We start from the raw sequence: 22,428 nt of genomic DNA on the forward strand, positions 1-22,428 counted from the left end.
CACACGACGATGAAGATCCTGACCTGCCCCTTGAACGGCCCGCGCAACATCAGCGAGTTCACCTACGACGGCGAGCTCAAGTCCATGCCCGACCCGGCCAGTTGCACTGACACCGAGTGGGCCGACTACGTGTTCAACAGCGACAACCTGGCCGGCGTGGTCATCGAGTGGTGGCTGCACAACGCCTCGAGCTACTGGTTCCTGGCCGAGCGCCACACCGTCAGCGACCAGGTGCTGCGCACCTTCGACCCGAAAGAGTTGTTCGACCGCCGCGTCGACTTCACCCCCGCCGCCACCCCGGAGATCGCCGGATGAACAGCCTCACTCGCCTCCCCGCACCCATGGGCCTGTTGATCGACCGCGAGCGGCCCCTGCGATTCGAATTCGATGGCCAGGCCTGCCCGGGCTTTGCCGGTGACACCATTGCCAGTGCCCTGCTCGGCAACGGCCGCTGGCTGCTGTCGCGCTCGTTCAAGTACCACCGCCCGCGTGGCCCGCTGAGCATGGCCGGGCAGGACGCCAACACCTTGGTGCAGCTCCCCGAAGAGCCCAACGTGCCGGCCGACCTGGAGGCCGCCCGTGACGGCCAGGTGGTCGCCGGGCAGAACTTCAACGGCAGCCTGGAACACGACCGCGACGCCTACCTGGGCAAGTTCTCGCGCTTCATGCCGGTGGGCTTCTACTACCGCTCGTTCTACAAGCCCAAGGGCATGTGGAAGGTGTGGGAGCCGCTGATCCGCAAGAAGGCCGGCCTCGGCGTGCTCGACCTCGGCTTCAGGCCGCAGTACTACGACAAGGCCTATCTGTTTGTCGACCTGGCCGTGATCGGTGCCGGCCCGGCCGGCCTGCGCGCCGCGCTGGACGCCGCCAATGCCGGGGCCAAGGTGCTGCTGATCGAGCAACAGCCGGTGCTCGGCGGCTCGCTGACCTACGCCCGCTTCGACATCGCCGGCACCCGCGCCGCCAGCCTGCGCCAGGAACTGCTCGCCGCTGTCGAAGGCCAGCCGAACATCCAGGTGCTGTGCGAGGCCACCTGCAACGGCTGGTTCACCGACAACTACCTGCCGGTGATCCAGCACAAGCGCCTGTACAAGGTACGCGCCACTCGCTGCCTGGTGGCCGCCGGGTCGTTCGACCAGCCGGTGGTGTTCCGCAACAACGACCTGCCCGGGGTAATGCTGACCAGCGCCGCGCAGCGGCTGATGAAGCTGTATGCGGTCAAGCCGGGGCAACGCGCGGTGATTCTCACCGGCCACGATGACGGCTACCTGGCCGCCCTCGACCTGCAAGAACAGGGCGTGGCTGTCGCCGCCCTGGTCGACATGCGCGCCGCGCCTGCCGATGCCGCGCTAGCCAGCGAGCTGAAGCGTCGCGCCATTCCCGTGCACCTGGGCAGTACCGTCTATGAAGCCCTGCACGAAGCAGGCATGCGCCACGTTACGGGCGTGGACATTCGTCCGATCACCGGCCAGGGCAAGGTTGCTGACCACGGCCTTCGCGTGGCCTGCGACTTGCTGTGCATGTCCGCCGGCTACATGCCGGTGTATCAGTTGCTGTGCCAGGCCGGTGGCAAGCTGGCCTATGACGTCAACCGTGACGAGTTCACCATCAGCCACCTGCCCGTCGGCCTGGACATTGCCGGCTCGGTGAACGGCCGGCACCGCCTGGACAACGTGCTCACCGACGCCAGCCGCGGCGCCGCCGAAGCCCTCGCGGCACTGGGCCTGCCAGCAGCAACGCCGTCGGCCTGCGTGGCCGAGGCCAAGGTCAACTTCCCCTGGCCGATCTTTCCGCACCCCAAGGGCAAGGATTTCGTCGACTTCGACGAAGACCTGCAAGTACGCGATATCGTCAACGCCACCCGCAGCGGCTACCGCGACGTGCAACTGGTCAAGCGCTTTTCCACGGTCGGCATGGGCCCGTCACAAGGCCGCCACTCGGCGCTGCCCACCGCACGCCTGGTGGCCCAGGCCACCGGCCGCAGCATCAGCGAAACCGGCGTGACCACTGCCCGCCCACCCTTCCAGGCCGAGAAACTGGCGCATGTCGCCGGCCGTGCGTTCGACCCGTACCGGCAGACGCCGATGCACCGCCGCCACCTGCAGGCGGGCGCGCAGATGATGCCCGCTGGCAGCTGGCAGCGGCCGGCCTTCTACGGCAAGCCGGAACACCGCGAGCGCTGCGTGCAGGAGGAAGCACGCCATGTTCGCGAAAAGGTCGGCCTGATCGACGTCTCTACCCTAGGCGGCCTGGATGTGCGCGGCCCCGATGCCGCCGAACTGCTGGAGCGCCTGTACACCTTCGGCTTTGCCAAGCTGGCCATCGGCCGCACCCGCTATGCGCTGATGACCAACGAGCACGGCGTGGTGATCGATGACGGCGTTTGCGCGCGCCTGGCCGAGCAGCACTTCTACGTCACCGCCACCACCAGCGGCGTCGACCGCATCTACCAGCAGATGCTCAAGTGGAACGCGCAGTGGCGGCTGGACGTGGACATCGCCAACGTCACCGCCGCCCTGGCCGCGGTCAACCTGGCCGGGCCGCTGTCGCGCCAGGTGCTGGCCAAGCTCTGCAACGATGTCGAGCTGTCCGCCGAAGCCTTCCCTTATCTGGGGGTGCGCCTGGGCACGGTGGCCGGCATCCCGGCGCGCATCCTGCGGGTCGGCTTCGTCGGCGAGCTGGGTTATGAAGTGCATGTGCCGGCGCGCCATGCCGAGCGCCTGTGGGACTCGCTGATGCAGGCCGGGGCCGGGCTGGGTATCCGCCCGTTCGGGGTCGAGACCCAGCGCCTGCTGCGCCTGGAGAAAGGCCACGTGATCATCGGCCAGGACAGCGACGGCATGAGCCACCCGGCAGAGCTCGACATGCAGTGGGCGATTGGCCGCAAGAAGCCGTTTTTCGTCGGCAAACGCTCGATCGAGATCCTCGAAGCACAGCCGCTCAAGCGCAAGCTGGTCGGTTTTACCCTGCCCAAGGGCAGCCCGCAGCCGCTGGAGGGCCACCTGGTGCTGGACGGCCCGGATATCAGTGGCAACGTCACCTCTTGCGAGTACTCGCAGACCCTCGGGCAGATCATCGGCCTGGCCTACGCCGGTACCCATCAGGCGACACCTGGCATGCACATCCCGATCCGCGTGGAAGGCGGCGTGATGGTCAATGCCAAGGTGGTGCCACTGCCCTTCTACGATCCCGACAACCTGCGCCAGGAACTCTGAACCATGACCAGCCTGAAAGCCGAAGCCTACCTCCCAAGCAGCCTTTTGCACGCCTGTGCGTTGACCGACCTGACCGGACTGGCGCGGGTCGGGTTTCGCGGCGGTGACGCAGCTGACTACCTGCAAGGGCGTGGCTACCAGCTGCCCTCGCTGCCCAACCAGGCCTTGCGCCAGGGCGACGGCGGCTGGGTCGCGCGCCTGTCGGCCAGCGAGTACCTGTTGCTCGGCAGCCTGGCAGACCAGGGCGCCCGGGTTGCCAGCGAAGAACAGCGCTGGGTGCAGGATGCCCGGCGCAACTACCTGCTACCGCGTCAGGACAGCCATGCCTGGCTGCAACTGTCGGGGGAGCATTGCAGTGCGGTGATGGCCAAGTTGTGCGGGGTCGATCTGCGGTTGCAGGCGTTTGCGGTCGGTGCTGTGGCGCAGACGTCGGCGGCGCGGATCAATGTGATCGTGGTGAATGTCGGGAGTGATGGATTGCCGGCATTGCAGTTGCTGTTCGACCGGGCATCGCTGGCGTACTTCCAGGAGGCTGTGCTGGATGCCATGGATGAGTTCGATGGCGGGTGGGTTGGGCTGGATCAGCTGATGATTTGACCTGTACCGGCCTCATCGCGGGCTCGCCCGCTCCCACAGGTACACCACAGACCTTGAGAACTGTGGCGTACCTGTGGGAGCGGGCGAGCCCGCGAAGAAGCAAACACTTCTATCAAGGTCAGAGTTGAGTCAGCCGCTCGCGCAGGAAACTGACAAACCCCTGCACCGGCCGCGCTACCTGCCTGTGCTGCGGATACACCGCCGACAACTGCAGCGCCGGCGGCACCCACTCATCCAGCACTGTCACCAAGCGCCCGTCCGCCAGTGCCTGCCCGACGATAAAGGTCGGCAGATAGGTCACCCCCATCCCGGCAATCGCCGCATCCCTGAGCAGCTCGCCGTTGTTCGCCCGCATCCGCCCGGTCACCTGAATCACCTGGGCCTTGCCACCCTGGCGGAACTGCCACTGCACCTGCCGCGAGTGCCCATAGGGCAGGCAATCATGCGCGGCCAGGTCTTCCGGTTTGGCCGGCACGCCACGTGCGGCAAGGTACGCCGGGCTCGCGCAATACACCCGCTCGACATCGGCAATGCGCCGGGCAATCAGGCTGGAGTCCTCCAGCGCGCCGATACGCAGCGCCAGGTCATAACCCTCGCCGATCAGGTCCACCGCGCGATCACTGAGATCCACCTCCACATCCACCTGCGGGTGCAACTGCAGAAACTCGGTCAGCAGGCAGCCCAGGTGGGCCATGGCGAACGACAGCGGCGCACTCAGGCGCAAGGTGCCGCGCAGGGCCTGGGCCTGGCCGCTGATGTCGTGTTCCACCTGCTGCACCTCGCCCAGCAGGCGCAGTGCCGACTGGTAGTAGTGCTGGCCCAGCGGCGTAGCGTCCAGGCGCCGGGTAGAGCGGTTCAACAAGCGCACTCCGAGGCGCTCTTCGAGCTGCATCAGGCGGCGGCTGACCGATTGCTTGGACATGCCCAGGCGGTCGGCGGCAGCAGTGAAGCTACCGGCCTCCATGACCTGGGCAAAGATTCGCATGTCTTCGTAGGGGTTCATTGTCTCGCTCTTGGTGACAGTCAAACGCTTTATAGCGGCTTTTTCCCGCCAATGCATCTGCTTAATCTACACACAGGTCGCAGCGATGGCCCTGAAGGCCAGGCAAGACGCCCATTACCAACACTTGAACAGAAAAGGATTCGCTCATGAACATTGTCCACAAAACCCTCACCGCCTCCCTCCTCGCCCTGTCCGTGTCCAGCGCTTTCGCTGCGGGCAGCCCAGGCGTCGAGCAGCACACCCAGGCCTTTCTCGAAGCGCTGGAGCAAGGCGGCGGCAAGCCGCTCGAACAGCTCAGCCCGAAAGACGCCCGCGCCGTACTGACCGGTGCCCAGGCTTCGGTGAAGGTCGACCTGTCCGGTATCGAGGTCAAGGAGCGCACCATCCAGGCCAACGGCCAATCGATCAAGCTGCAGGTGGTGCGCCCGGCCAATGTCAAAGGTGAGTTGCCTGTGTTCATGTTCTTCCACGGCGGCGGCTGGGTGCTCGGCGACTTCCCGACCCACCAACGGCTGATCCGCGACCTGGTGGTCGGCTCCGGCGCTGTGGCGGTCTATGTGGACTACACCCCGTCACCCGAGGCGCACTACCCGACGGCGATCAACCAGGCCTACGCCGCGACCCGGTGGGTAGCCGAGCATGGCAAGGAAATCGGTGTCGACGGCAAGCGCCTGGCGGTGGCCGGCAACAGCGTCGGCGGCAACATGGCGGCGGTGGTCGCACTCAAGGCCAAAGAGGCCGGCACCCCGGCGCTGCGCTTCCAGCTGCTGCTGTGGCCGGTGACCGATGCCAGCTTCGAGACAGCGTCGTACAAGCAGTTTGCCGAAGGGCACTTCCTCACCACCGGGATGATGAAGTGGTTTTGGGACAACTACACCACCGATGCCAAGGCACGGGCAGAGATCTACGCCTCGCCGCTGCAGGCCAGCAGTGAACAGTTGAAAGGCTTGCCACCGGCGCTGGTGCAAACGGCCGAGTTCGATGTGCTGCGCGATGAGGGCGAGGCCTATGCCCGTAAGTTGAATGCGGCAGGCGTGACGGTGACCTCGGTGCGCTACAACGGGATGATTCATGACTATGGCTTGCTCAACCCGCTGAGCCAGGTGCCGGCTGTGAAGGCGGCGATGCGCCAGGCCGCAAACGAACTGAACGTGCATTTGCAATAACACCAGCCAACCGCGTGGCAGGGCCCAGGTGCCCTGCCCTTACTGGAGATTCGTCATGCTCACCGTCCGTAACGCCCAAGACCGCGGCCTGGCCTTCCACGGCTGGCTGAAATCCTTCCACACCTTCTCCTTCGGCCACTACCGCAACCCTGACGAGCAAGGCTTTTCCGACCTGCTGGTGATCAACGACGACCGCGTCATCCCTGGCAAGGGTTTCGGCCAGCACCCGCACCGCGATATGGAAATCTTCTCCTACGTGCTCGAAGGCGCGCTGGAGCACAAGGACACCCTGGGTACCGGCTCGGTGATCCGCCCGGGTGACGTGCAGCTGATGAGCGCCGGTCATGGCGTGGCGCACAGCGAGTTCAACCACAGCCAGGCGCAGCCGGTGCACTTCCTGCAGATCTGGATCGTGCCCAATGTGAAAGGGGCGACGCCGCGTTACCAGCAACAGCACTTCAGTGCCGAGGAGAAGCGCGGCAAATTGCGCCTGATCATCTCGCCGGATGGTGCCGAGGAGTCATTGCAGGTGCGGCAGAACGCGCGAGTGTATGCCGGGCTGTTCGATGGCGCGGAGCGCGCGACGCTGAGCTTGCCGGAGAATCGCCATGCCTATGTACACGTGGCACGCGGCAGCATCGAGCTCAACGGCCAGGTGCTCAATGAAGGGGATGGTGTGCGGGTACGGCAGGAACAACTGCTTGAGCTGGGTAATGGGGTGGATGCCGAGGTGCTGGTGTTCGACCTGCGGCCTCATGAGTTGCCGGGTATGCCGTAAGCGGGATCGGCCTCTTCGCGGGCACGCCCGCTCCCACAGGTACTGCACAGTTTTCAGAATCTGTGCGATGCCTGTGGGAGCGGGCGTGCCCGCGAAAGGGCCATCAGCAAAGACTCAGGGCTCGAAGCCTTCAACGATGATCACTTCGGCCTTTGCCACCCCTTGGCGATGGCTGCACGCCTCCTGATACAGATCGGACTGGTAACACGCCACCGCCTGCTCATACGAATCGAACTCGATCACCACGCTACGCTGTGGAGTGGGCCGCCCTTCCATCGCCTCGCTACGCCCGCCGCGGGCCAGGAAGCGGCCGCCGAATGCCTTGAAGGCAGCGGGAGCGCGCTGGGTGTACTGCTGGTACTGCTCGGGGTCGGTCACGTCGACGTGGGCGATCCAATAGGCCTTCATCCGCTGCTCTCCTGTAGCAAAAATATTTGTGTATGATGGTATACCATAAAAATCACCCCACCACAGTGAGTGTGCAACATGGCTTTCAACACCATCGAGGAACTCCTCGAGGACTACCGGCAAGGCAAGATGGTCCTGCTGGTGGACGACGAGGACCGGGAAAACGAAGGCGACCTGCTGATCGCCGCCGAGCGCTGTGACGCCCAGGCCATCAACTTCATGGCCCGCGAAGCGCGCGGGCTGATCTGCCTGACCCTGACCGACGACCACTGCCAGCGCCTGGGCCTTGAGCAGATGGTACCGGCCAACGGCAGCGTGTTCAGCACCGCCTTCACCGTGTCGATCGAAGCCGCCAGCGGCGTCACCACCGGTATTTCCGCCGCTGACCGGGCGCGCACCGTGGCCGCTGCCATGGCACCCGATGCCCGCCCCGAAGACCTGGTGCAGCCTGGCCACATCTTCCCCCTGCGCGCCCGCGAAGGCGGCGTGCTGACCCGTGCCGGGCACACCGAAGCCGGTTGCGACCTGGCTCGCCTGGCCGGTTTCACCCCGGCCTCGGTGATCGTCGAGGTGCTCAACGATGACGGCACCATGGCCCGCCGCCCGGACCTGGAAGTGTTCGCCGCGCAGCATGGCATCAAGATCGGCACCATTGCCGACCTGATCCACTACCGCCTGAGCACCGAACAGACCATCAAACGCATCGGCGAACGCGAACTGCCGACCGTGCACGGCACGTTCCGCCTGGTGACCTACGAGGACCGCATCGAAGGCGGCGTGCACATGGCGATGGTCATGGGCGATATCCGCCGTGAGCAACCGACCCTGGTGCGGGTGCACGTGATCGACCCGCTGCGCGACCTGGTCGGCGCCGAGTACGCCGGCCCCGCCAACTGGACCTTATGGGCGGCCTTGCAGAGGGTCGCCGAGGAAGGCGCCGGAGTGGTGGTGATCCTCGCCAACCACGAGTCTTCCCAGGCATTGCTCGAACGCGTACCGCAGCTGACTCAGCCGGTGCGGCCTTATCAGCGTGGGCAGTCCAAGGTGTACTCGGAGGTCGGTACCGGGGCGCAGATTCTGCAGGACCTGGGCGTGGGCAAGCTGCGTCACCTGGGGCCGCCGCTGAAGTATGCGGGGCTGGCCGGGTATGAGCTGGAAGTGGTGCAGAGCATTCCCTTTGAGCCAGGAATGGTTGGCTGATACGGGTCGTGTAGGAGCGGCCTTGTGTCGCGAAAGGGCCGCAAGGCGGCCCCAGCAATTCATGTGTCGACGCTGAAATCCTGGGGCCGCTTCGCGGCCCTTTCGCGACACGAGGCCGCTCCTACAAGGGCGGAGTGATGGCCGGTAGCCTCATACCTCTTGCCAAAAGCTTGGAATACCATAATATGATATCCCGTAGACCTTAAATCTGCAGGCCGGCACCTACAATCACAAACGGCCACAAGACACTTTGTTTTAGCTGCTCCCCGAATACTGTTGGCGGGCGCACCAGAAGCCCCGCCTCGAATAACAAAAGCAACGAGGGCGTAACCATGCTGTTGAGCAAACGTGTAACCGCAGTGCTGTCCGCCAGCCTGCTGACCCTGGCATGTCAGGCCGCCCAGGCCGCTGACAGCCTGAACTTCGTCAGTTGGGGCGGTACCACCCAGGACGCCCAGAAAGAAGCATGGGCCGTACCCTTCACAAAAAGCACCGACATCAAGGTCGTCCAGGACGGCCCGACTGACTACGGCAAGCTCAAGGCCATGGTCGAAAGCGGCAACGTGCAATGGGACGTGGTCGACGTCGAAGCCGACTTCGCCCTGCGCGCCGCCAGCGAAGGCCTGCTCGAACCCCTCGACTTCACCCAGATCAAACGCGACAAGATCGACCCGCGCTTCGTCTCCGACCACGGCGTCGGCTCGTTCTTCTTCTCCTTCGTGCTCGGCTACAACGAAGGCAAGCTCGGTGCCAACAAGCCGGTCGACTGGACCGCGCTGTTCGACACCAAGACCTACCCAGGCAAACGCGCCCTGTACAAATGGCCGAGCCCCGGCGTGCTGGAGCTGGCCCTGCTGGCTGACGGCGTAGCGCCCAAGGATCTCTACCCGCTGGACCTGGATCGCGCCTTCAAGAAGCTCGACACCATCAAGAAAGACATCGTCTGGTGGGGCGGTGGCGCCCAGTCGCAACAGCTGCTGGCCTCCGGTGAAGCCTCGCTCGGCCAGTTCTGGAACGGCCGCGTCTATGCCCTGCAGCAAGACGGTGCACCGGTGGGCGTGAGCTGGAAGCAGAACCTGGTCATGGCCGACTTCCTGGTCATCCCGAAAGGCTCGAAGAACAAGGATGCGGCGATGAAGTTCCTGGCCAATGCCAGCAGCGCCGAAGGCCAGGCCGCGTTCGCCAACAAGACCGCCTACGCCCCGGTGAACGTCGACAGCGTGGCCAAGCTCGACAAGGACCTCGCCCCGAACCTGCCGACCGCCTACGCCCAGGACCAGGTCACCCTGGACTTCGCCTACTGGGCGAAAAACGGCCAGGCCTTCGCAGCCCGCTGGAATGAGTGGTTGGTCAAATGAAAGTCGCCATCAACGCCCTGCAGAACGCGCAAGGTGCCCCCACGGGCACCGGCGCCCCGGGAACGGCCCCTCGTCGCGTGAGCCTGGGCCAGCGCTGGAAAGGCAGCCGCAACCTGCTGCCGGCCCTGCTGTTCCTCGGCCTGTTCTTCTTCGCCCCGCTGGTCGGCCTGTTGCTGCGCGGGGTGCTGGAGCCAACGCCAGGGCTGGGCAACTACGAGCAGCTGTTTGCCAACTCGGCTTATGCACGGGTGCTGTTCAACACCTTCTCGGTGGCCGGCGTGGTCACCCTGATCAGCGTGCTGCTGGGCTTCCCGCTGGCCTGGGCGATCACCCTGGTGCCCAAGGGCTGGGGCCGCTGGCTGCTGAACATCGTGCTGCTGTCGATGTGGACCAGCCTGCTGGCGCGCACCTACTCGTGGCTGGTGCTGCTGCAGAGCTCGGGGGTGATCAACAAGGCGTTGATGGCCATGGGCATCATCGATACCCCGCTGGAGATGGTGCACAACCTCACCGGCGTGGTGATCGGCATGAGCTACATCATGATCCCGTTCATCGTGCTGCCGCTGCAGGCGACCATGCACGCCATCGACCCGATGGTGCTGCAGGCCGGCTCGATCTGCGGCGCAAGCCCCTGGACCAACTTCTGGAAGGTGTTCCTGCCGCTATGCCGCTCGGGGCTGTTCTCCGGGGCGTTGATGGTGTTCGTGATGTCGCTCGGTTACTACGTGACCCCAGCCCTGCTCGGTGGCGCGCAGAACATGATGCTGCCGGAATTCATCATTCAGCAGGTGCAGTCGTTCCTCAACTGGGGCCTGGCCAGCGCCGCCGCCGCATTGCTGGTGGTGATCACCCTGGTGCTCTTCTACCTGTACCTGAAGCTGCAGCCGGAATCCCCGGTTGGCAACGCGAGGTAAACCGCCATGCTCCTGTCTCCCAATGCCATGGGCCGCCCGCTGCGTACGGGCCTGTACCTGACCACCGGGGTCATCGCGGCCTTCCTGCTGCTGCCGGTGGTGTTCATCGTGCTGCTGTCGTTCGGCTCGTCCCAGTGGCTGGTGTTCCCGCCACCGGGCTGGACTTTCAAGTGGTACGGCCAGTTCTTCTCCAACCCGGAGTGGATGGACGCCGCCCTGGCCAGCCTCAAGGTCGCCGTGCTGACCACCATCGCCGCGGTGCTGCTGGGCCTTCCCACCGCCTTCGCCCTGGTGCGTGGCCGCTTCCCCGGCCGCGAAATGCTCTACGGGCTGTTCACCATGCCGATGATCGTGCCGCTGGTGATCATCGCCGTGGCGGTGTACGCACTGTTCCTCAAGCTCGGCTACACCGGCACGCTGTTCGCCTTCGTGGTCAGCCATGTGATCGTCGCCCTGCCGTTCACCATCATCTCGATTATCAACTCGCTGAAGCTGTTCGACCAGTCGATCGAGGATGCTGCGGTGATCTGCGGCGCCTCGCGCCTGCAGGCGATATTCAAGGTGACCTTCCCGGCGATTCGCCCGGGCATGATCGCCGGTGGCCTGTTCGCCTTCCTGGTGTCGTGGGACGAGGTGGTGCTGAGCGTGATGATGGCCAGCCCCGACCTGCAGACCCTGCCGGTGAAGATGTGGACCACCCTGCGCCAGGACCTCAGCCCGGTCATCGCCGTGGCCTCGACCCTGCTGATCGGCCTGTCGCTGCTTGTCATGTTCATTGCCGCCGCCTTGCGCCGGCGCACCGAAGTCAACGCCTGAGCGTGCGGAGAAAACAACAATGAGTGCAGTCATCAAAGACAACGCCCACGGCAAGACCCTGGTCAGCTTGCGTGGCCTGAACAAGCACTACGGCGACTTCACCGCCGTCGACAACCTCGACCTGGAGATCCAGGACGGCGAGTTCCTGACCTTCCTCGGCTCCAGTGGCTCCGGCAAGTCCACCACGCTGTCGATGCTGGCCGGTTTCGAAACGCCAAGCAGCGGCGAAATCCTGGTCGAGGGCCAGTCGCTGGTCAACGTGCCGCCGCACAAGCGTGACATCGGCATGGTATTCCAGCGCTATTCGCTGTTCCCGCACTTGAACGTGCGTGACAACATCGGCTTCCCGCTGGCGATCCGCAAGCTCAGTGCCACCGAAACCACCAAGCGCGTCGATGCCATGCTCAAGCTGGTGCAGCTGGAGAAGTTCGCCCACCGCAAGCCGTCGCAGATGTCCGGTGGCCAGCAGCAACGTGTGGCAATTGCCCGGGCGCTGGTTTACGAGCCACGCATCCTGCTGATGGACGAACCACTCGGGGCGCTGGACAAGAAGCTGCGTGAAGACCTGCAGGACGAACTGCGCCAGCTGCATCGCCGGCTGGGCATCACCATCGTCTACGTGACCCATGACCAGGAAGAAGCCATGCGCCTGTCCCAGCGCATCGCCATCTTCAGCCATGGCAAGATCGTTGGCCTGGGTACCGGTTACGACCTTTATCAGAATCCGCCAAATGCCTTTGTCGCGTCGTTCCTGGGCAACTCCAACTTCCTGCGCATCAAGGCCAGCAGCAATGGCGCGGCCAGCTTCGAAGGCCAGCCGGTGGCGATTCGCCTGACCCCGGGCCTCAGCGCAGAGCAGGATGCACTGATCATGGTGCGCCCGGAGAAAGCCCTGGCCCTGACCGCCGAACAGGCCGCGCGCGAGCCATTGCCTGCGGGCTGGAACGAGGTCAGTGCCAAGGTCGGTGAAGTGCTGTTCCTGGGTGAGAGCCAGACCTGCCATGTGGTGACGGCCGGCGGTACAGAGCTGACGGTGAAGGCGCTGTCTGCCGCCGGGATGCCGATGCAGCCGGGGGATACCGTGAAAGTGCGCTGGGCGGTGGCGGATGCCTGCATCTATACCGAGTGGGCCGAGAGCGACCTGAGCAAGTCGGCTGGGGCTCATTAAAAAACCGGGGCCGCTGCGCGGCCCTTTCGCGACACAAGGCCGCTCCTACAGGAGATCGCGTTACCGTGTAGGAGCGGCCTTGTGTCGCGAAAGGAGGGCAACGCCCTCCCCTGCTATCACTCAGGCAATCGTAATCGTTCAGCAAAGTATTCCCGGAAAAACTCCACCGCCACTCGTACCTTGGCCGACCCGGCCAGCGGCGCGGTATATACCGCCCAGATATCGGCACTCTGCCGATATCCCTCCAGCACCTGCACCAGCCGGCTATCCACCAGGCTGTCGTGCACATCCCACCACGACCGCAACACGATCCCGCGCCCGTCCAGGCACCATTGGTGCACCACTTCGCCATGGTTGCTCGACAACGCGCCGGTGACCCGCACAGTTTCCTCGCCAGCGGGCCCCTCCAGGTGCCAGAGCCCGAAAGGATGGTCACGTTCCTTGATCACCAGGCAGTCGTGGCTGGCCAGATCCGCCAGGCTCTTCGGCGTGCCGCGCCGGGCAAGATAGTCCGGCGCCGCACACAACACCCGCCAGTTGCGTGCCAAGCGCTTGGCGATCAGGTTCGGGGCAATCTGGTCACCCACGCGGATATCCAGATCGACGCCCTCGGCCGCCAGGTCCATCAGGCGGTCATGCACGTCCAGGCGTATGTCCAGCCGTGGGTAGCGCGACGTCAGCGCCGACAACGCCGGCGCCACCATCCGCCGCCCCAGGCCCAGGCTGCTGGCGATGCGCAATTGCCCGGCCGGCTCACGCTGGCCGGCGTCCAGATCATCGCCCATGCGCTGCAATGCCTCGAAGATCTGCTGCGCCCATTGATAGACCCGCTCACCCTCCTCGCTCACCGTCACCCGCCGGGTGGTGCGGTGCAGCAGGCGCACGCCGAGGTCCGCTTCGAGCAGGCGGATGCGCTTGCTGACGAAGGCAGCCGACATGCCACGGGCCTCGGCCACCGCCGCAAAGCTCGCACGGCGGGCTACCTGAAGAAAGATATCGAGGTCGTCGAGGCTTGGTAGATTATTCACGATACGTGCACCAAGAATGCATGAATTGGCCGATTATCTATGAAACGAACTCTTATAGCATGACCCACATCAGTTCCCCAGACACAAGGTGTGGCCATGACCAAGACCAAGACTTTCAAGATCGCTGCCATTCCCGGCGACGGCATCGGCAATGAAGTACTCCCGGAAGGTATCCGCGTGGTCGAAGCCGCCGCCCGCAAGCATGGCCTGGACCTGCAGTTCGAGTTTTTCGAATGGGCTAGCTGCGACTACTACCTGGCCCACGGCAAGATGATGCCGGACGACTGGTTCGACCAGCTCAAGGGCTTCGACGCCTTGTACTTCGGTGCCGTCGGCTGGCCCGACAAGGTGCCTGACCACATTTCCCTGTGGGGCTCGCTGCTCAAGTTCCGCCGCGACTTCGACCAGTACGTGAACATTCGCCCGGTCCGCCTGTTCCCTGGCGTGCCCTGCCCGCTGGCCGGCAAGCAGCCTGGCGACATCGACTTCGTGGTGGTGCGGGAAAACACCGAAGGCGAGTACTCGTCGCTGGGTGGGCGCATGTTCGAAGGCACTGCCAACGAATTCGTCCTGCAGGAATCGGTGTTCACCCGCCGTGGCGTCGACCGCATCCTCGAATACGCGTTCGAACTCGCCCACAACCGCCCGCGCCAGCATGTGACCTCGGCCACCAAGTCCAACGGCATGGCCGTGAGCATGCCCTACTGGGACGAGCGCACCGCCGCCGTGGCCGCGCATTACCCGGAGATCACCTGGGACAAGCAGCACATCGATATCCTTTGCGCTCGCTTCGTGCTGCAACCGGAGCGCTTCGACGTGGTTGTGGCCTCCAACCTGTTCGGCGACATCCTCTCCGACCTCGGGCCGGCCTGCACCGGCACCATCGGCATCGCGCCGTCGGCCAACCTCAACCCCGAGCGCAAGTTCCCGTCGTTGTTCGAGCCGGTGCATGGTTCGGCGCCGGATATCTTCGGCAAGAACATCGCCAACCCGATCGGCATGATCTGGTCGGGTGCGCTGATGCTCGAATTCCTTGGCAAGGAAACCGCAGACGCCCGTTATCAGGCTGCACACGATGAAATCCTGCTGGCCATCGAAGCCGTCATCGCTAGCGGTGCGACCACGCCTGACATGGGCGGCAGCCGCTCGACCCAGGCGGTCGGCCAGGCCATCGTCGATGCACTGGATGCCGCCTGACTGTCACATTTCGGTCACGCCACCGTCGTAATCTGCCGGGCAACTCTATGCCAAAGGTTGCCCGGCATGCGTCGCCTGCTGCTCCTGCTGCTTCCCCTGCTGACCCTGACGGCCCAGGCCGAACCTGCGCAATTGCGCGTGCAGGGCTCCAACACCATTGGCGCAGCATTGCTGCCGGCATTGGTGCAAGCGCAGCTGCGCGCGCAGCAAGCGACGGACATCGAGCAACTGCCAGGGGCGGCGGCCAACGAAACCGTGATCAAGGCCCGCGATGCGCATGGCCAACCCTTGCGTATCGACATTGCCGCCCACGGTTCGAGCACTGGTTTTGCCGCCCTCGGCCAGGGCCAGGCAGACCTGGCGGCGGCCTCGCGTCCCATCAGCGATGCCGAGGTTAACCAGCTCAAGGCCCTGGGCGACCTGCGCTCGGCCAGGGCCGAACAGGTCATCGGCCTGGATGGCGTGGCCGTCATCGTCCACCCCGACAACCCCCTGCCGCAACTGACCACCCAGCAACTGGCGCAGATCTTCTCCGGGCAGATCCAGCGCTGGGAGCAACTGGGCGTGGCGGGTGGGGCCATTCACCTGTATGCCCGCGATGATCGCTCCGGGACCTATGAAACCTTCAAGGCACTGGTACTGGAACCGCACCATGGCGCGCTGGCCAGGCAGGCGCAGCGTTTCGAGTCCAGCGAAGCACTGGCCGAGCGGGTCAGCGCTGATCGTCACGCCATCGGTTTCAGCAGCCTGGCAGCGGTGCACGGGGCCAAGGTGCTGGCGGTGGCCGAGGGCGATGCACCGGCCATCCTGCCTGACCGCCCAATGATCGCCAGCGAGGACTATCCGTTGTCGCGGCGGCTGTACTTCTACCTGCCAGCCAACGCCAAACCCCAGGCCCGCGCGCTGGCCGACTTCGCCCAGACCGCGGCCGGCCAGGCCATCGTCGCCGAACAGGGCTTCGTTTCGCAGCAGGTCAAGGCGCAACCGGTAGCGGCGCAGGCCGACATGCCGCCGCGCTACCGCAGCCTGGCCCAGCAGGCGCAACGCTTGAGCGTCAATTTCCGCTTCCAGGAAGGCAGCGCCAGCCTCGACAACAAGGCCCTGCGCGATGTGCAGCGGGTTGCCGAGTACTTGCGCCAGGCCGGCAAGCTGCAGAGCAAGGCAGTGCTGGTGGGCTTTGGCGACCCCAAGGAAACACCAGGGCGCGCGGCCCTGCTGTCGCGGCTGCGGGCCCAGGCGGTTCGCCGCGAGCTGGCAAGGGGTGGCGTGGAAGTACTGGAAGTGACCGGCATGGGCGACGAGTTGCCGGTCGCTGGCAATGACAGGGAACAAGGCCGCTTGCGTAACCGGCGGGTTGAAGTCTGGGTCTACTGACACGCAAAGAAATGTAACAGCTCACCATTCGGCATCACGGGCTAACGGGTCTAGGCTCAAGCTCATGTGATACCGGGCCCCTCTGACGGCTGCCAAGCCGTGATGTCGGATCACTGTTGCGATCTTCACCTGGCAACGTCGACATTCAAGGAGGGGCTCATGACAGCTCTGCAGACATTCCTCACCTCCCCGTTTCTTGGCACCAGCACCTGGTTGTGGCTGGTGTTCATGGCCATCGTCATCGGTTTACTGGTACTCGACCTGGGTGTGCTGCACCGCCAGGATCGCGAGATCGAAATGCGCGAGAGCCTGCTGCTGTATTCGGGGTATTTCAGCGTCGGCGTGCTGTTCGGCCTGTGGGTCTGGTATGAGCTGGGCGCGCAGTCGGCGCTGGAGTTCTACACCGGCTTCCTGGTCGAGCAGTCGTTGTCGATGGACAACGTGTTCGTCATGGCGATGATCTTCGGCTTCTTCGCCATCCCCCGCCGCTACCAGCATCGGGTACTGTTCTGGGGCATTCTCGGCGTGGTGTTCCTGCGGGCGATCATGATCGGCGTGGGGGCGGCACTGGTGCAGAACTTCGCCTGGGTGCTCTACATTTTCGGCGCCTTCCTGCTGTTCACCGGGGTGAAGATGGCCCTGTCGAAGGAGGACAGCCACCCCGACCTGGCCAATAACCCGATCTTGAAATTCGTCCGCCGGCACATGCGCGTGACCGACCAGATCCACGGCTCGCACTTCTTCGTGCGCCTGACGCCGCCCGGTGAAAGCAAGGCCCTGCGTTATGCCACACCGCTGTTTCTGGCCTTGGTGCTGATCGAACTGGCCGACCTGGTGTTCGCCGTCGACAGCGTGCCGGCGATTTTCGCCATCACCCAGGACCCGTTCATCGTCTACACCTCGAACATCTTCGCCATCCTCGGCTTGCGCTCGCTGTACTTTGCCTTGTCGGCGCTGATGCACCGGTTCGTCTACCTCAAGTATGCGCTGGCGATGGTGCTGATCTTCATTGGCTGCAAGATCTTCTACCACGGCATGGTGGGCAAGGTGCCAGCGTTGCTGTCGTTGGGGGTGACGTTCGGGTTGTTGCTGGGTGGGGTGGTGGTTTCGTTGATCAAGACGCGGGGGGAGAAAATGGTGGGTGGCACGGAGTTGGAACAACTAACGGATGGGAAAGACAAAGTTGGCAAGAAGGAGCAAGACCCGCAGATGCGGGTCTGATGGGCGGGTCACACTGAGTTATCTCCCCGAAGCGAACGCGCTACGGCCTCCAGCTCGCCGCATGCATCTCGCTGAGGTACCAATCGAATGTCCACCCGACGATTGTCTGCGCGACCATTCAAGGTGTCGTTGCTGCTGACCGGTTGACTGGCCGCGACACCTTGAACAGCAAAACAACTGTCCGGGATGTCGCCCATTCGCTGCATCCAGTCGCGAACAGCAGAGGCACGGGCACGAGAAAGATCGAGATTCTTGGCTGCATCCCCCCGCGCATCCGAATGCCCGGAGATAACGATCAACCAGCCAGGCTGGGCCTTGATACCCACCAGTGCATTGACCAATAGCTTGGTAGAGCCGGGTTTGAGTTCAGCACTGCCAGGATCGAACAGGTTCAAGCTGTCGAGTTGGATTGGATCAGGCGTAGGGGGTTCTTTGGCTTGCCTGGCTGCCCACTCTTGCCAGCCTAACCACCCCATGAATGCAATTGTGATCATCAATGTCAGCAACCACGGCAACACGACACGCTTCTGCACTGCAGGCTCGACAACGAATGTATAAGTCGAAGGCGGAGAAACGACAGCAGCAATTTGAGGCGTGTTGGAAGGCTCAGCAATCGTCCCCCAGGATTGCAGAGGAAGCGGCATTGGCGCCGCCCGGCTTCCCGACATGCGTTGCAGCAGGCTGACTATCTGATTGCGGAAAACCTGCAGCGACACCAATGGCGCATGACCAAGGCGTTCCAAGCGGTGCTCCAGCCGGTTCAGCTCGACCACCAGATTGCTCAGCACTGCCGAATTTGACGTGCCCCACTCCACCCTTCGAACCAATGGATGCAACTGAGTAAACAGCCATGCCATGAGATCGATGCGAGCTGAAGCCTGCACGGGCCACAAGCGCGACCACTCTTCGCTCAGTGTTGTGAGCAGCGCCACACCTTCAGTCAAGCCCGCCAACCCCGTGCGGTAGCTACGCGCAAGTACAAAAGCCACCGCTGTCTGCAGTTCAACCCCGTTCAGCTCGAAAAGCCGCAAGCACAGCCCCTCGACTTTTGCCCAGTCCACCTCTGGGCAGGCAGGGTGATTGAGCTTTGCCAACTCACCGTGCAGCATCTTGAACTCATCGAAGTTGCCCGGATCCCCACCCAGGCGAAGACGTATCTCAAAAAGCGCCGTCATCTGGTCTCCTGTCAGTTCCATTGCCCGGGAAGGTAGCCTTCCTGCTTGAGGTGACGCACCACAACCCTGCCTTCGGCGCCGAGTGTGGTCCCAAAGGACGCCCTGCCGCCGCCCTTGATGATCACGTCAAGGGCATAGTCGAGATGGCCAGGGCGAGACTGAGGTATCAGCTGAACGCTTACCTGCGCCAGCCGTGGCTCATAACGGCGCAACGTTCGGGCGATGTCGTTCATCAAGCCATGGGCTGAAGCCGGTAGCCCTTGCAGCACCGTGCCCATATCCGGCAAGCCATAGTCGGGCAGATGCGAGAGTGAACCTGCACGGCTGTTGAGAATGCGCTGCATGTTGTCCAGCACCGAGAGAGTCAGCTGCTCATCTTCATTCACCTTGTTCAGCGCTAGCTCACCGCGGAAGTTCTGCATCAGGATTTCGTAAAGAGAAGAACTGGTTTCAGGCATGCAGTCAGCCCTCCACGCGCTGTCGTAACGTCAGTCGGTTATCGCCCAGTTCGAGTACTCTGGCCTGATCCGGTTCGAGGTCGTCACGATGCAAGACAACGCGCCACGTATTTTCGATAACGTCTGGACTTCGGAACAGAGCAACCACCGCAATATATCGAGCGTCGCCTTGCAGGGGAGTACTCAGCTGCGCCGCCTCACCGGGCTTGATCACTACCACGCGTTCATCGAGCAGATCATCGCGAAGCACATGCTCACCTTGGCTTACCAGCTCGTCATAGGAGGCGTTCTCCAGCGCCTTGCTGCCCTTCAACTGATAGACCCGCACCAGTACTGGCACCGACAGCCCGCTCATCTCAGCGCCATCGGTATTTATCGCTGTCCGGCCGTTGAGATCCAGGTGCAGCGTTTTGACTTGCTTGTAGAAGATCGCCTGGGCAGTGGACGCCGTACCGTCTGCCACCGTTTGTGCAAGGCCACACCCACTCAAAACAGCAATCAAAGTTGATGCGGTGAAACAACTAAAAACGGTACGCCACATGCTGTACCTCCTTCCGGCAAGGGTTCAGTTGCAGGCCTTGGTAGCGGCCCAGGTTGATCGTGATCGTGTCGTCTTGAGCCGATGCGCGTGCGCCCTCTGCCCGCTTCAACACAGCGGTCATGCCAAGCATCGAGCAAGTACGTCCTAGTACAGGAGCCGGCACCATCTCGCGTGGAATCGAGAGCTGCAGCAGCACTGTGCAACGCCACCCCAGATACACCTCAAGCAACACCTGCAAATCGGCTATCAGACGGCCGCCGGGAAGCCATTCACGCGCCTCATCCTGGTTCTCCGTACACAGCCGCAGGCACAGCTGGCTATTCGCATCATGCCCGACAGCACCCAACGGCATGCCCTGGTCTAACCTCACCGGACGCTCGGGTGCAAGGCTGGCGGGCTGCTCAAGCACAATGCTCTGCGGCCAATGCCCGGTTACGTGCGAATCCGTGTGTGGTGCCTGCAACTTCACCAAGGCACTGATCCCCTGCGCATTGCGTGTGGGCAGGCGCATCACACTGAGCAGGGCCAGAAAACGTGACATCGGTGTGGCGATGCGCTCTGCCGTACCGGGAATGCCCAGCCCGATCAAGCCCAACAAACACTGTGAAGTGGCATCGCGCCCGCCCGGCTCGAACGTTGCCGGGTAGGAGTACTTGCGCCAGATCCGGTAGAACTGGGTGAATAGCCGGTGGTTGAAGATATCGAGGAAGTGCTCCAGCGCTTCATGGCCTTCGCGTCGCTGGGCGATATCGTCCAGATAGCCTGTGGGCAAAGGAGAGTCGACGCCATACAAACCCAACAGCCGGGTACGCACTGTCAGCGGTCGGTGTGGAGCAGACTCGTCGATTTCAATGGCCTTCAACTCGCCTGCTGGAAATCCCATTCCAGGGTCTGGCCGGAACCTGACCCGGTCATCGCCGGGATTCGCAGTGCTGCCCAGCGGTGGGTGTTCAGCCAACACCTGCTCCAGCACCTGGCAGAAGCGGTAGACGTTAGCGGTCGAAACCTGTTCGGCCAACACGTGCAGAATGCCTTCGGCCTTTAACCGGGAATACGCTGACTGTGATGTTCGTTCCATCGCAGGCACCTCCCCGTCGGTTGCAGAATCATCGTCAGTTGAGTGCACAAATGAATGTCCGCATACAGCGCGAAGAACCGGCTGAGCATTTCACCGAACAGGCATATGTCCCCCTCGCCTGAAAAGCCGTTGCTATCGACCGTCACCTCGATATCCACACCTCGCAGCAAGAACCCTTTTTCAAAGCGCTGGATCAGGTGATGCTTGACGTCAACAATGGCCTCCAGACGGCGGCGGTTAGTTTCGCTGCCCGTCCACTCATACAAGGCCAACGTGCCACGCAGTACTTCAGCACTGTTGAGCATCGGTAGAAAATTCGATCCCAAGTGACTGAGTACACGCCAGTGAAAACGGTCGCGATTGGGTGGGTAGCACGGTAGTGTCGGCGCGGTCAGGTTACGGACTCGCAAACCTGCCTGGGTGGACTGCGCCGCTGCATCGAGCAAAGTGCTGCGCAAGGCTTTGCGCGGCAGCTGGCCATTGGTACCGGTCAGGCGCAACGACAGGCTTTTGCGATTGAGCAGCACATCTTTGTCAAAGCCCTCCCCACCAAGGATCAACCAGGTGTCATGAAGACCGTTGGCACCGCGCCTCAAGCGGGTATGGAAGTAGCGCTCAGGGGCCTCATCGCGAAGCATCCCGCCTTTGTGGCGAAAGCTGCTGAAAGGCACGTAGTCCTGACGCACGCTGTCTTTCGCTCCAGAAACCTTGTCTACCGAGTAGATTTCTGTATGACCGTCTTGCAAGCGCATTGGGCGCAGCAGGTATTCATTCTGCAACGGGTCCAAGGTGAGCGGGTCCGCCTCCAGTGCAAACAGATTGATCACGGGAACCGCGTGCAGGCGAATGTGCTCTTGTGTAGGCGTGAACGTATGCGACCAGGTCTCACTGAGCACGACTTCAAGCTCGAACCATGGGGCGTCTGGGGGCAACGCGAGCGATTCGAGGCCACAGAGCGTGACGAACATGAATTTCTCACGGAAGGTGAAATACTCCAGCAACAACTGATAACCACTGAAGGCGCTGTCGCCTTTAGGCCAAAGGCGATCATCGTCCGCAAACCCCTTTGGCTTGAAGTGCCCCGCAAATGCCTTGCGCTGCGCCGCGCCTGGCAAGCGCACATGCAGCGCCTGCACATTCAATGTCAGCGCCTGGTGCAGCACACTGGCAAGCGCCGCGTCGCCATTCAGGTACAAGGGGACCTGCGCGAGGTCGAGTTGATCCCAGTTGGCCAGTGCTCCACGTTCGAAGCGTAGGCTTAGCACTGCACGCCCATCTGGCTCATGGTCAAGCCGCACGGTTTCCAGATTGAGCGGCCGTAGCGTCAAATCCTGCGTGGTGGAGTAGCGGCAGCGGGTACGGTGCTGACCCACCGGCTGTGACAGCACCTGAAAGCCTCTTGTGACCGCCTCACAGCCTTTCATCTGACTGACATCTGGCATCAGTTCGACGATTGCCAGTGATGGGATGGTGCGCAAGTAGTGGGGCCATAGCAGGCTGACCAGCCCCTCCGTCAGCTCGGGCAGGTCATCGTCCAATTTCTCGCGCAGGCGCCCCATCAGGAACGCAAAGCCTTCGAACAGGCGCTCAACAAAGGGGTCTTCAGCGCCGGGTTTGTCCAGGTTGAGCTGCGCCGCACGGTCCGGAAAAGCCTGGGCAAACTCCTTGCCCGCTTCGCGCAGATAGTGCATTTCAGCGTCGAAGTAACGCAGGGTTAGGTTGTCCTTAGTCAA

General features: G+C 63.2%; 21 protein-coding genes. 13 read left to right on the plus strand and 8 right to left on the minus strand.

What is annotated here, in order from left to right:
• The first annotated feature begins 9 nt into the window (after positions 1–9).
• From ACTORR_RS03585 to ACTORR_RS03595, 3 genes are read left to right on the plus strand one after another with little or no spacing between them, the layout of a single operon-like run.
• On the plus strand, positions 10–315 hold the full coding sequence (locus ACTORR_RS03585) for a sarcosine oxidase subunit delta (RefSeq protein ID WP_313365682.1): 306 nt from the start codon (positions 10–12) through the stop codon (positions 313–315).
• On the plus strand, positions 312–3,215 hold the full coding sequence (locus ACTORR_RS03590; RefSeq protein WP_313365683.1) for a 2Fe-2S iron-sulfur cluster-binding protein: 2,904 nt from the start codon (positions 312–314) through the stop codon (positions 3,213–3,215). The genes ACTORR_RS03585 and ACTORR_RS03590 overlap by 4 nt, the downstream gene beginning before the upstream one ends.
• A gap of 3 nt (positions 3,216–3,218) precedes the next feature.
• On the plus strand, positions 3,219–3,812 hold the full coding sequence (locus tag ACTORR_RS03595) for a sarcosine oxidase (RefSeq protein ID WP_054886351.1): 594 nt from the start codon (positions 3,219–3,221) through the stop codon (positions 3,810–3,812).
• A 118-nt stretch (positions 3,813–3,930) separates the two neighbouring features.
• Here ACTORR_RS03595 and ACTORR_RS03600 read toward each other — a convergent pair whose 3' ends face one another.
• Entirely contained in the window at positions 3,931–4,815 is an 885-nt protein-coding gene (locus ACTORR_RS03600) for a LysR family transcriptional regulator (protein ID WP_313365745.1), read from the minus strand.
• A gap of 146 nt (positions 4,816–4,961) precedes the next feature.
• On the opposite strand from ACTORR_RS03600, the gene ACTORR_RS03605 reads away from it, so the two are divergent.
• Positions 4,962–5,981 carry an alpha/beta hydrolase gene (locus ACTORR_RS03605; RefSeq protein ID WP_054886353.1) on the plus strand — a complete coding sequence of 340 codons (1,020 nt, stop codon included), beginning with the start codon at positions 4,962–4,964 and terminating at the stop codon, positions 5,979–5,981.
• A gap of 55 nt (positions 5,982–6,036) precedes the next feature.
• Positions 6,037–6,759, plus strand: a complete 723-nt coding sequence (locus tag ACTORR_RS03610; RefSeq protein ID WP_313365744.1) for a pirin family protein — start codon at positions 6,037–6,039, stop codon at positions 6,757–6,759.
• Positions 6,760–6,873: 114 nt separating this feature from the next.
• Here ACTORR_RS03610 and ACTORR_RS03615 read toward each other — a convergent pair whose 3' ends face one another.
• Complete coding sequence (locus ACTORR_RS03615; RefSeq protein ID WP_054886355.1) at positions 6,874–7,167, minus strand: DUF1330 domain-containing protein; 294 nt, start codon at positions 7,165–7,167, stop codon at positions 6,874–6,876.
• Positions 7,168–7,245: 78 nt separating this feature from the next.
• On the opposite strand from ACTORR_RS03615, the gene ribBA reads away from it, so the two are divergent.
• From ribBA to ACTORR_RS03640, 5 genes are all read left to right on the plus strand, one after another.
• Positions 7,246–8,367 carry a bifunctional 3,4-dihydroxy-2-butanone-4-phosphate synthase/GTP cyclohydrolase II gene (gene ribBA, locus ACTORR_RS03620; RefSeq protein WP_313365743.1) on the plus strand — a complete coding sequence of 374 codons (1,122 nt, stop codon included), beginning with the start codon at positions 7,246–7,248 and terminating at the stop codon, positions 8,365–8,367.
• Positions 8,368–8,699: 332 nt separating this feature from the next.
• Positions 8,700–9,725: an ABC transporter substrate-binding protein gene (locus tag ACTORR_RS03625; RefSeq protein WP_313365742.1), complete on the plus strand. Its 1,026-nt coding sequence runs from the start codon at positions 8,700–8,702 to the stop codon at positions 9,723–9,725.
• Complete coding sequence (locus ACTORR_RS03630) at positions 9,722–10,639, plus strand: ABC transporter permease (RefSeq protein ID WP_110632256.1); 918 nt, start codon at positions 9,722–9,724, stop codon at positions 10,637–10,639. Before ACTORR_RS03625 ends, ACTORR_RS03630 begins: the two co-directional genes overlap by 4 nt.
• Before the next feature lie 6 nt (positions 10,640–10,645).
• On the plus strand, positions 10,646–11,455 hold the full coding sequence (locus ACTORR_RS03635; protein WP_027919924.1) for an ABC transporter permease: 810 nt from the start codon (positions 10,646–10,648) through the stop codon (positions 11,453–11,455).
• A 19-nt stretch (positions 11,456–11,474) separates the two neighbouring features.
• Positions 11,475–12,623, plus strand: coding sequence for an ABC transporter ATP-binding protein (locus tag ACTORR_RS03640; RefSeq protein ID WP_054886359.1), 1,149 nt, complete (start codon positions 11,475–11,477; stop codon positions 12,621–12,623).
• A 116-nt stretch (positions 12,624–12,739) separates the two neighbouring features.
• Here ACTORR_RS03640 and ACTORR_RS03645 read toward each other — a convergent pair whose 3' ends face one another.
• Positions 12,740–13,651 (minus strand): LysR substrate-binding domain-containing protein, encoded by a 912-nt coding sequence (locus tag ACTORR_RS03645; protein WP_313365366.1) that lies wholly within the window; start codon positions 13,649–13,651, stop codon positions 12,740–12,742.
• Positions 13,652–13,747: 96 nt separating this feature from the next.
• Here ACTORR_RS03645 and ACTORR_RS03650 point away from each other — a divergent pair, with 96 nt between their 5' ends.
• The 3 genes from ACTORR_RS03650 (at position 13,748) to ACTORR_RS03660 (ending at position 17,443) form a co-directional block, all read left to right on the plus strand.
• Positions 13,748–14,848, plus strand: coding sequence for a tartrate dehydrogenase (locus ACTORR_RS03650; RefSeq protein ID WP_054886361.1), 1,101 nt, complete (start codon positions 13,748–13,750; stop codon positions 14,846–14,848).
• Positions 14,849–14,914: 66 nt separating this feature from the next.
• Positions 14,915–16,222 (plus strand): substrate-binding domain-containing protein, encoded by a 1,308-nt coding sequence (locus tag ACTORR_RS03655; protein WP_313365365.1) that lies wholly within the window; start codon positions 14,915–14,917, stop codon positions 16,220–16,222.
• A 159-nt stretch (positions 16,223–16,381) separates the two neighbouring features.
• Entirely contained in the window at positions 16,382–17,443 is a 1,062-nt protein-coding gene (locus tag ACTORR_RS03660) for a TerC family protein (protein ID WP_313365364.1), read from the plus strand.
• An 8-nt stretch (positions 17,444–17,451) separates the two neighbouring features.
• On the opposite strand, the gene ACTORR_RS03665 is transcribed toward ACTORR_RS03660, so the two are convergent.
• Genes ACTORR_RS03665 through tssF form a run of 5 tightly spaced genes read right to left on the minus strand, consistent with a single transcriptional unit; the run spans position 17,452 to position 22,428 of the window.
• The gene (locus ACTORR_RS03665) at positions 17,452–18,618 is read right to left on the minus strand and encodes an OmpA family protein (RefSeq protein ID WP_313365363.1); all 1,167 of its coding nucleotides are present in this window, start codon (positions 18,616–18,618) and stop codon (positions 17,452–17,454) included.
• Between the two features lie 11 nt (positions 18,619–18,629).
• Positions 18,630–19,076 (minus strand): type VI secretion system baseplate subunit TssE, encoded by a 447-nt coding sequence (gene tssE / locus ACTORR_RS03670; RefSeq protein ID WP_313365362.1) that lies wholly within the window; start codon positions 19,074–19,076, stop codon positions 18,630–18,632.
• Positions 19,077–19,080: 4 nt separating this feature from the next.
• Complete coding sequence (gene tssJ / locus ACTORR_RS03675; protein WP_313365361.1) at positions 19,081–19,617, minus strand: type VI secretion system lipoprotein TssJ; 537 nt, start codon at positions 19,615–19,617, stop codon at positions 19,081–19,083.
• Positions 19,598–20,695: a type VI secretion system baseplate subunit TssG gene (gene tssG / locus ACTORR_RS03680; RefSeq protein ID WP_313365360.1), complete on the minus strand. Its 1,098-nt coding sequence runs from the start codon at positions 20,693–20,695 to the stop codon at positions 19,598–19,600. Before tssG ends, tssJ begins: the two co-directional genes overlap by 20 nt.
• Complete coding sequence (gene tssF / locus ACTORR_RS03685) at positions 20,659–22,428, minus strand: type VI secretion system baseplate subunit TssF (RefSeq protein WP_313365359.1); 1,770 nt, start codon at positions 22,426–22,428, stop codon at positions 20,659–20,661. Before tssF ends, tssG begins: the two co-directional genes overlap by 37 nt.

The sequence above is a fragment of the Pseudomonas sp. SAR267 genome (genome assembly GCF_052077595.1).
Classification (GTDB): Bacteria; Pseudomonadota; Gammaproteobacteria; order Pseudomonadales; family Pseudomonadaceae; genus Aquipseudomonas; species Aquipseudomonas vlassakiae.